At 52.7% G+C, this 8842-nt stretch carries 6 protein-coding genes; all 6 read right to left on the bottom strand.

From position 1 onward, the window contains the following. Positions 1–586 precede the first annotated feature (586 nt). Entirely contained in the window at positions 587–967 is a 381-nt protein-coding gene (locus tag ACI48K_RS25320; RefSeq protein WP_475030406.1) for an ArsR/SmtB family transcription factor, read from the bottom strand. A 3-nt stretch (positions 968–970) separates the two neighbouring features. Further along, complete coding sequence (locus tag ACI48K_RS25315) at positions 971–1402, bottom strand: SRPBCC family protein (RefSeq protein WP_475030405.1); 432 nt, start codon at positions 1400–1402, stop codon at positions 971–973. Positions 1403–1490: 88 nt separating this feature from the next. After that, positions 1491–3602 carry a glycoside hydrolase family 36 protein gene (locus tag ACI48K_RS25310; RefSeq protein ID WP_475030404.1) on the bottom strand — a complete coding sequence of 704 codons (2112 nt, stop codon included), beginning with the start codon at positions 3600–3602 and terminating at the stop codon, positions 1491–1493. Between the two features lie 171 nt (positions 3603–3773). Next, positions 3774–5102, bottom strand: coding sequence for an ABC transporter substrate-binding protein (locus tag ACI48K_RS25305; protein WP_475030403.1), 1329 nt, complete (start codon positions 5100–5102; stop codon positions 3774–3776). Positions 5103–5239: 137 nt separating this feature from the next. Then, positions 5240–6898 carry a response regulator transcription factor gene (locus ACI48K_RS25300; RefSeq protein WP_475030402.1) on the bottom strand — a complete coding sequence of 553 codons (1659 nt, stop codon included), beginning with the start codon at positions 6896–6898 and terminating at the stop codon, positions 5240–5242. Continuing rightward, positions 6876–8720, bottom strand: a complete 1845-nt coding sequence (locus ACI48K_RS25295; RefSeq protein ID WP_475030401.1) for a cache domain-containing sensor histidine kinase — start codon at positions 8718–8720, stop codon at positions 6876–6878. The genes ACI48K_RS25300 and ACI48K_RS25295 overlap by 23 nt, the downstream gene beginning before the upstream one ends. Between the last annotated feature and the right edge of the window lie 122 nt (positions 8721–8842).

Below are 8842 nucleotides of genomic sequence, written 5' to 3'. Positions count from 1 at the left end.
TGGGCAATGGCTCCATAGTATCGCGCCGGCTCCCGCCCCTCGTCTGCGATCGCCACCGCAATTTTTTCTTTGGATACATCCAAACCTACATATTTTATGGTATTCTTCATAATAACAGCTCCTTTCGCATGTAGCTCTGAAATGGTGGTCTTCACTTCCATTTTAACCTACGGTGTGCGAACAGGGGCTGCCTTTCGTTCATCTTAACTAATTTCGGCAAACAAGGAAGTCTACGGCCTAAATCGATGATTTAGCTGGAGGATTTCCAGTTAGTGTTTGTCCAGGTTCAATAAGGGGCCAATTAACAGGAGGATTTCCAGTTCGTGTGGCTCCATAGTTGAGAAGTAGTATTAAGAGTCCATTTGTGCTGACGTGGTATTAGCCATTAACCCCCTTTTACTTTTGTTATACATAGTTGCTTGAACACTTCTATTATAACGTCTGCATCAGGTGATCATTTCGCAATAAGCCTCGACTGTATCCCCCGCATATGCGGGGGATTTTCTGTTTCCTACGCTTCGCGTGCTCAACTGAATTAAGACTTAAGCATTAACAAAAATAGCGGGGATTCCCCCCGCTACCCTTGCTATTCCTTTGGTGCGTCCGCCGAATCGGATGGGACCAGCCTCAGCCCCTCCGTTTCGCCCGGCTCGGTTTCCACATAATGCTTGAGCATGGACAGCTTGTTCTCCCAGAAACGCTCGTAATAGCTCAGCCAGCGTTTCAGTTCAAGCAGGGGGTCGGCATCGAGGCGGTACCGCGTCTCCCGGCCGACCCGCCGTTCGCGGACCAGCCCGGCTTCGGTCAGCACCCGAAGATGCTTGGACACGGCGGTCCGGCTCATCGGGAAACGGCCAATGATATCCTTAAGCGGCAGTTCCTGGCCGCCGAGCAGATTCAGCAGCTCGCGGCGCGTCGGATCGGCGATCGCCTGGAAGACGTCATGCTTCGCGGAAGCGGCCGGCATGGATTACACTCCGACCACATCGGACAGCTTCTTGACGATTCCGGCCCAGCCTTGGTCCATGCGCCCGCGAACCAAATCGTGAGCTTCCCCGAATTCGGTGAGCTGCTCCGCTTTCCAGCCGCCATGAATCAGTGTGAATTCCGTTTGGTCGCCTTGTTCTTCCAGCATGAACGTAATCGTCCAATCCTTGCCCCAATTAAAAGACAAGCGGTGCGGCGGTTCCAGCAAAGTCACCTTGCAGGGCGATTCCCCGAAAGGACCCGCGTTCAGGTAAAAATCATACCCGTCGATCGCCTGAAAGTTGTTCGGCATAAACCAGGCCGCAATGCCTTCCGAGGTTGCCACCGCGTCCCACACTCTGGAGATCGGAGCGTTCAGCATGAGCGTATGGCGGATATCCGGCAGCAGTCCCGCTTCATTGTGATTTTGATCCATTTGGGTATCTTCCTCTCAAAAGGTTCTTCTCAATCATTACGAAACCGTTTGGTTTCATAACGATTATATGACACCAAATGGTTTCATGTCAAACGGGCTTGTTGATCCGAATTTCAAACAATCTTGCCGACTTCCCTTTCGGAAGACATACCCGAAGTTCGCCTTTTCCGGAATTCCACGTCCAGCGGCTGTCGAAGCCCTGCGGGTATGCGCAGCGAATTTCCGGCTCCTTTCCTTTCAGCGCGGGAAGCGGCAACGCTTTGACGGAAGACGATGATGCATCATCGCCGATCCGCCATACCGCGAGATACAGCGTATCCTCGTGGCGCAATCCGAGGCTGACCCAATCGTCCTGCTGCGTCGGCAGACCCAGCGGCCAAAACGGCAGCGCTTCGGGAATATCGCGGCGGATCGTTTTGTAGTAATCCAGCGCCTCCTTCACCAGCTCCCTGCGGCGAGGACTGAGCTCAGCCAAATGGCCGCTTTGATGCACGCGCAGGAGCAGCGCGTTGACCATATTGAAGACGACTTCCTCGTCATCGCCCTCGCGCAGCGGATAGGACCAGATCGCCGATTGCTCCGGCGTAAGCGCCGAAGGGGATGCCGCTGCGATGGCGGCATAATTCACGTAATCCTCCTGATCGCTCGTTGACTGAATGCTGTGACGGCTCAGCATGGCGTAATCCATGCGCATGCCGCCGCTGGAGCAGTTCTCGATCACAAGGTCAGGATACCGGGCAAAAATACCGTCAAGCCAGGCGAGGTAAGCCCGGTTATGCTGCAGCAAACCGTCTCCATAGCTGTCCGCATCGGTCTCCGTCCCGATCCCGGCGTTGATGTTGTAATCCATCTTGATATAGCCAACCCCGTAATCCTCGACCAGACGCCGGATCACTTCATTGGCGTGGGCGACCACCTGCGGATTCCGGTAATCGAGCTGATACCGGCTGCGGTCTTTGACCCTTTGCCCATGGCGCATAAAAAACCAGCTGTCGTCGGTTTCCGCGAGCTTCGGACTGTTGATGCCCATAACCTCCAGTTCCAGCCACAGTCCCGGAACCATTCCTTTGCCGCGGATATAATCCAGCACATATTTGATGCCTTCCGGGAAACGTTCGGGCGACGGCAGCCATTCGCCGACGCCGTCCCACCACTCGCCTGCCGCGTACCAGCCGGCGTCGATGCAGAAATACTCGCTGCCGACCTCCGCGGCGGCGTCGATCAGCGGCAGCAGCTTAGCCGTCGTTGGCGCGCCCCAAAGACAGTTCATATAATCGTTGAAGATAATGCGCAAATCCCGGTTGTCGGCGTTAGGGCGGCGAATCAGGCGACGGTATTTCGTCAGTTCTCCAATGGCTTGCTCAAAGCCGCCGGAAACCGCGCCCACCGCGACCGGTACGCTGACGAATTCTTCGTCCGGCCCGAGCGAAATCCACCATTGATTGTCATGCTCCGTCGGTCCGCTGATCAGGATTGTCAAGAAATCGCTTTGGTCAATGATTTCCCAATGCCAGGAGCCGTTATGCTCGATCTGCCAGAACAAGCTTGTTCCGGCTTCCTTATTTTCCAACACGGCCATGGGAATATGCTCGGACGCCGACCACGAGCCGGTATTGCTGCAGGAGATCCGCTTCGAGCTGCGATCCGTCAAGTGGGACATGCCCAGCTCGGGCAGCGAAGAAGTCCGCCATTGAAGCTCGCTTTGCCATCCGCTGTGCGGAATGGAGAGCGCCATTTTATCGTCTCGGTCCCGCGCGCCTTCTTTATCAAGGCCCGTCAAGGCAAATGACGATACATACTCTACGCCCAGCTCCCGAGTTCCCTTATTGGCAAGCACGACCCAGGCTCGAGCGGTCCCGACTCCGTCATAGAACTGGAAATGCTGCACCGCGCGAAGCGAGGTCACCGGGTCCAGCAGCGTAATTTCCAGCTTGCGTCCCTTGTCGTTGCGAGTATCGGAGTGAGTCTCGTATTTCATCCGCAGACCCGGATAAGTGGCCCGGTGGGTCCGTCCATGATATTCTGCCCGGTCCTCTCCGGTCAGCTGCAGCTCCATCAGCCGGAAGCCCGGCTTCCGGTCGCTGCGAATATTCTCCGCCAGCGGGCGCGCCCCAAAGTGGAGCAGCAATACCTCCCGTTCTTCCGTAATCTCCAAAACCAGATGAAGCCCGTTTTCCTCAATTTGAATCCTGTCCCCCATAACCAACACCTGCCCCGTTAAAATTACGGCTTTCCATTATGAAATTATCCCAAAGTATCGAAAAGCCGTTATGTTTTTTCATCGTTTTAACCGCTAAAAAGTCCCGGATAAAAATTTAACTCAGCACCGTCTGGTGCTGAGTTAAAAGGAGTGGAACAGCCTGCCACCGGTTTATTGGGCCGAACCCAGTTGTACCCAAGCTTGTTCGATTTGTTCTACGGCTTGATCTTTCGAGGCGCTTCCGCCGATGTAAGCCTGCATGATTTCACCGAATTTTTGGTGGAACGTATCCAGCGAGTAGTTGATGGCCAGATCGCCCGAAGGTTCGGTTTTCAGAATTTCAGCCATTTGTTTCGGCATATCCAGATCCGGAAGCGGAGCATCCTTGATCGGAGGAATAACTTTGGCTACGCTGGAGAACCAGTTTTTGCCGTAATCCGAAGTGTACAGCCAGTTGAAGAAATCAACGGTTTCTTTAACGACTTTGGAGTCCTTGTTGATCCGCAGCGCTTGGTCCGCCCCGGTGATGATCGTTGCTTGTTCCGCTTTGTCGCTGACCGGGTAACCGGCGATGCCGATTTGGATGTCCGGCGTGATTTTCTTGATGGCTTCTTCGTCCCATGCGCCTTTACCGGTCATGAATGCGGCCTTGCCGGAAGCGAAGTCGCTGACTTCGGCGTTGCTGTCGCGTTCCAGCGGTTTATCCGTACCATGTTTCACGGTTGTATCAATGAAGCTGAAGAAGTTGTTGTACAGAACCGGATAGTCTTTGAAATGAGCATCCCCGGCGATGAATTTGTCTACAAGATCTTTGGAGGAAACGCCGGCGTCTTGTGCAGCCGCATCAACAAAGTGTTGGAAAATATGTTTCCATACCCACCATTCTTTATAAGCGTTTGCAAAAGGCGTGATCCCCTTGGCTTCCAGCTTCGTGATCGCGTCGTCCATTTCGGCCGTGGTTTTCGGCACGCTGGTTACCCCGGCTTCATCAAGCAGCTTCTTGTTGTAGATCAAGGCGAACAGGTTGCCCTTGACGGGAAGTCCGAGCACTTTTCCATCGGAGGAGGTCATGTTGTTCCGTACGGCGTCCGTCATGGCTGCTGCCAAAGGCTCATTGGTCAAATCGGCGCTGTATTCGGCAAAGGTGTCGATGTCGCCGCCGGCGGTCGTTTGGAATACGTCAGGTGTGCTGCCGGCCGCGATTCTCGATTTGAGCACGGTGTTGTAGTCGGCCTGCATGATTTCAAGATTGATCGTTACGTTTGGTTTAACCTTTTTGTACTCTTCGATATAAGCGTTAAAAGCGTCCGTGTATTCCGGTGAAGCCGTAAACATGTTGATCGTGACCGGTTTGGAATCGTCGGTTGCGGCGTTTCCGCCGCTTCCCGCATTGGCACCGTTCGCGCCGTTATTCGCCGCGTTGTTGTTGCCGCCGCAGGCGGACAGGAGACCCATGATCAGCACCAGGCTGAATGACAGGGCTAGGATTTTTTTCTTCATTACATTACGCCCCCACTTTCTTATTGTTGTAAATTCCTAGAGGGTATTGACTACCTTCTATGCTCCTTATTCTAAAGAAAAGGCAACGTTAGAAAAATGTAGATATGTGGCGTCTTAAGGGTAAAAAAGTGGATTGATCAAACGGGTTCACTTTTTGACCCGTCCCCGTTTTTCATCCGATATTCGGAAGGGGACACCGCGTAATAATTCCGGAATGCCTTGCTGAAATAGTTCTTGTCCTTGTAGCCGAGCATCTCGGAAATATCCTGTATTTTCAAGGAAACGTCATCCAAAAGCTCCTTGGCCTTATCCATCCGAACCTGCTGCACATACTCGTGGATGCCGAGCCCAAACTGCTGCTTGAAGAGCTTCATTAAGTATTCCCTGCTTAGAAAATATTTCTCCGTAAACACGGAAATTTTGATGTCTTCAAAATAATGGTTGTCGATGTATTCCTTGATATCCTCGACGTTAAACGGACGATTCGCCGCAAGCACTCGCCGGAGCTGAACGCAATAATACTCCAGAATCCGCAGCAGCAGTTCCTCGAACTCATCGAAGGTCGCGAAATCCGTGCCTACGCCCAAGGCCCGCAGCGCCCGTTCCCCGCCGGATTGCGGTAAAGCATCCGCCGGAACACCCAGCTCCAGCGCCTGATCGTTAAGCAAAACGACGATTTCCCGAACGGTCCGGTCGGCAGCTCCAAAGCTGAAGGATTCGGCCGTTTTGATCTTTTTCGTAAATTCGCTCATGACGGTCCGGGCATGGTTCCAGTTCCCGGACTCCAATGCGCCGCGAAGAATCGGCATTCGGCTCGTGAACGACAAGCCGTCCTTCACGGGGCCTTTGTCGGCCGCCCCGATGGCTGCGGCTCCCTTCAGCTTCAGCAAATCAATTCCCTGGATTGCGGAAAGCGCGGCTTCGTAAGAATCCGCCAGTTCCAGTACATTGGAGCTGGCTTGCCCGGATCCGCCCGCGGGAAGGATGCCGAACAAACCGCTTAAAGTGGCGATGACCTTTCGTATCAAATGATCGATCTGAAAAGACAACTCCTGCGGATATTTCTCGGAGGAAGTATAGACGGCAATGATCTCGCGCTCCTGTTTGGGATTGGCAAAGCTGAAGCACTGCAGCTGATTTCCGGCAACCTCGTTGATGACGTTGGCCACCGCAAAGTACAGCAACTCCGTGTCGCTGTGGAAACGGCTGATTCGAACCGCCTCCATGTTCATGATCCTGAGTACGAACACGCCGAAGCACAGATGGGGATCATCCGCTCCAATCAGCGGAAGATACGTGCGGTTGCTGTGCATTTTGAAATCCCGTTCGATAATGGAGCCGTAGATTTTCTCCTTCAGTTTCGGAAGCGACATGTTAAAAGCGATATTGCGCGTGATCGATTCGTTTTTGATCTGCTGCTTGGCTCGCAGCCCTTCGAATGCGTTCGCCAGCGATTGATTGAGATCGTAACGGTTCACCGGCTTTAGCAGGTAATCCTTGGCCTTGGAGTGAATAGCCTGACGAGTATATTCAAAGTCGTTGTAGCCGCTGATGACAATGGTCGCAAGCTCCGGGTAATCTTTTTCCACGGCCTTCAGGAATTCTACGCCGCTCAGCTCGGGCATTTTCATATCGACCATAACCAAATCGGGCCGATGCTCCTCCAGCATGGCAAGGCCTTCCTTTCCGTTTGTCGCTTCAAGCACCTCGTCCACCTGAAGCCTGTTCCAGTCTCCCAAGATGCGGATCGCCTCGCGAAGCGGTTCTTCATCGTCAATAATCAGCACTTTGTACATGGTGGTTACCTCCCAGCGGGATCAGCATTCTCATCTCGGTTTCGTTCCTGTCGCTGCGGATCAGCAGGCCGGCGTCTTCGCCGTACAGCAGCTTCAAACGGGTATTCAGGTTCTTAAGCCCGATATTGTCGCCCTCATGCTCTTCCCATTCCAGCATTAACGAGCTTTCGAGCTCTTCGATTCTCTCGGCGGTTATTCCGGGGCCGTTGTCCAGCACCGAAATGATGGCGTGCGTATCGCCTTTTTCCGCGCGAATGACGATCGTAACGGGAGTCGACACCTTCTCTACGGCATGTTTGATTGAATTTTCCACTAAGGATTGGATCGACAGCTTCGGAATAAGCAAGCTCCTTAGCTCCTCCTCCCACTGCACCACGACCCTCAGACGGCTGCCGTACCGGGCTTTTTGCAGCGCCAGATAATGCTCGATATGCTTCAATTCATCGCTCGCGAGCACGATATCCTTGCCGCTGATGCAGTACCTTAGCGTCAGGGCGAGCGAGTCGATCATGTCGGCCACTTCGTCGTCCCCGCTTTTTAACGCTTTCGTAGAAATCGCCTGAAGCGCGTTATACAGAAAATGAGGGTTGATCTCAGCTTCCAGGGCCTTCAGAATCGCATTCTTTTCCACCAGTTTCATCTTGTATCGCTCATTGATTAAATCATTGGTCCGGCGAACCATTTTGTTGAAATGCCGGGAGAGATAAGCGATTTCGTCCTGCCCTCTGACTTCGATCGCCGCATCGAAGGTGCCCTCGCTGAACCGTCTCATCTGATGGGACAGCTTTTTCAGCGGTTTTGTGATTTCGTTGGAAATCAGCGTGACCAATATGACTGAAATCAGCAGGAATATAAGCCCAATCATATAGCTCAAATTCCGGGTCGTGGTCGCCGCCGCGTAAATTTTGCTGTAAGGAATCGGCTTGACCAGCTTCCAGCCATCGCCCTCCTCGACATTGTATACGATCAAAAACCGGCGGCTCAGCGGATCGGTCCAGGTCATTTGCTGAGACTTGGAGTTGCGCCCGATTTTCGTCAGCACGTTGCTGCTTTGCATTTCCCGGTAAAAACCGATATCGTCGGCATGGAAAGGGACGTTGTCCGTATCAAGGAACAGAAGATGATCCCCTTCATCGAAGGGAATATCCTTCATAATTTCGTCTTTGACGGACGGCTTGAAATAAAAGGACAGCACCGCTTTCGCCTCCCGGGTGGGGATGGAACGCAGCACGCGGTGATAGCCCATAAAATCGGGTTCCACATCCATGTCGTATCCCGATTTGGCGCCCGGAACGATAAACGATTGAAACGAGCGATTATGCTGGCTGTTCATGGCGTCCTTGTACCACGGCTGATCGGGAATCCCCTCCTGATAGCTGATCCGAATCGTGATGTTATAAGCCTCCCGGGTGATGGAATAGTATTTCTTCTGGTCGATCAGAAACAAATAAATACTTTCCAAATCGCTCCGGGAATAAAACATGCTGCGCAGGTAATCCTCAAGATACATACGGGAAGAGTAGTCGTCCTTTTCCTGAAGGATGGCCCGGATGATTTCATCGTAATGAATTTGCGGCAGGGACAGCTGTTCGATCCCATCCAGGTAGTCTTTCAGATTCTCGTTCACCAGCCTGAGATTGCTCGTCGTGCTGTCGATGCTGTTGCCGACGGATTCTTTTTGGAGCATCTGATAGGAAATCACGGTCAGCAGGCCAACCACCAAAATGATGATGGTCGTAAACAACAAAATAAGCTTATTGACCAATCTGCGCGAAATCCGGTCCCTAAGCGAAGAGATCATTCGTACGATTCGGCTGATCATATTATCCCCCAAACCCAACGTTTTCTATGTTCAATTATATAACTTGTACGTACCACCAAAAGCAAGCATGACCTCGGGACGGGCAGTTCACCTTTTTACCCTTAACTGTTTTCTTAAATCCA

The organism is Paenibacillus terrisolis (assembly GCF_056171975.1).
Note: the sequence above shows the minus strand (reverse complement) of the source record. Positions and strands in the feature narration are given on the sequence as shown.

Coding starts and splice junctions, on each gene's coding strand:
- ACI48K_RS25295 (WP_475030401.1), bottom strand. CDS start 8,720: ATGATCAGCCGAATCGTACGAATGATCTCTTCGCTTAGGGACCGGATT.
- ACI48K_RS25315 (WP_475030405.1), bottom strand. CDS start 1,402: ATGGATCAAAATCACAATGAAGCGGGACTGCTGCCGGATATCCGCCAT.
- ACI48K_RS25320 (WP_475030406.1), bottom strand. CDS start 967: ATGCCGGCCGCTTCCGCGAAGCATGACGTCTTCCAGGCGATCGCCGAT.
- ACI48K_RS25310 (WP_475030404.1), bottom strand. CDS start 3,602: ATGGGGGACAGGATTCAAATTGAGGAAAACGGGCTTCATCTGGTTTTG.
- ACI48K_RS25305 (WP_475030403.1), bottom strand. CDS start 5,102: ATGAAGAAAAAAATCCTAGCCCTGTCATTCAGCCTGGTGCTGATCATG.
- ACI48K_RS25300 (WP_475030402.1), bottom strand. CDS start 6,898: ATGTACAAAGTGCTGATTATTGACGATGAAGAACCGCTTCGCGAGGCG.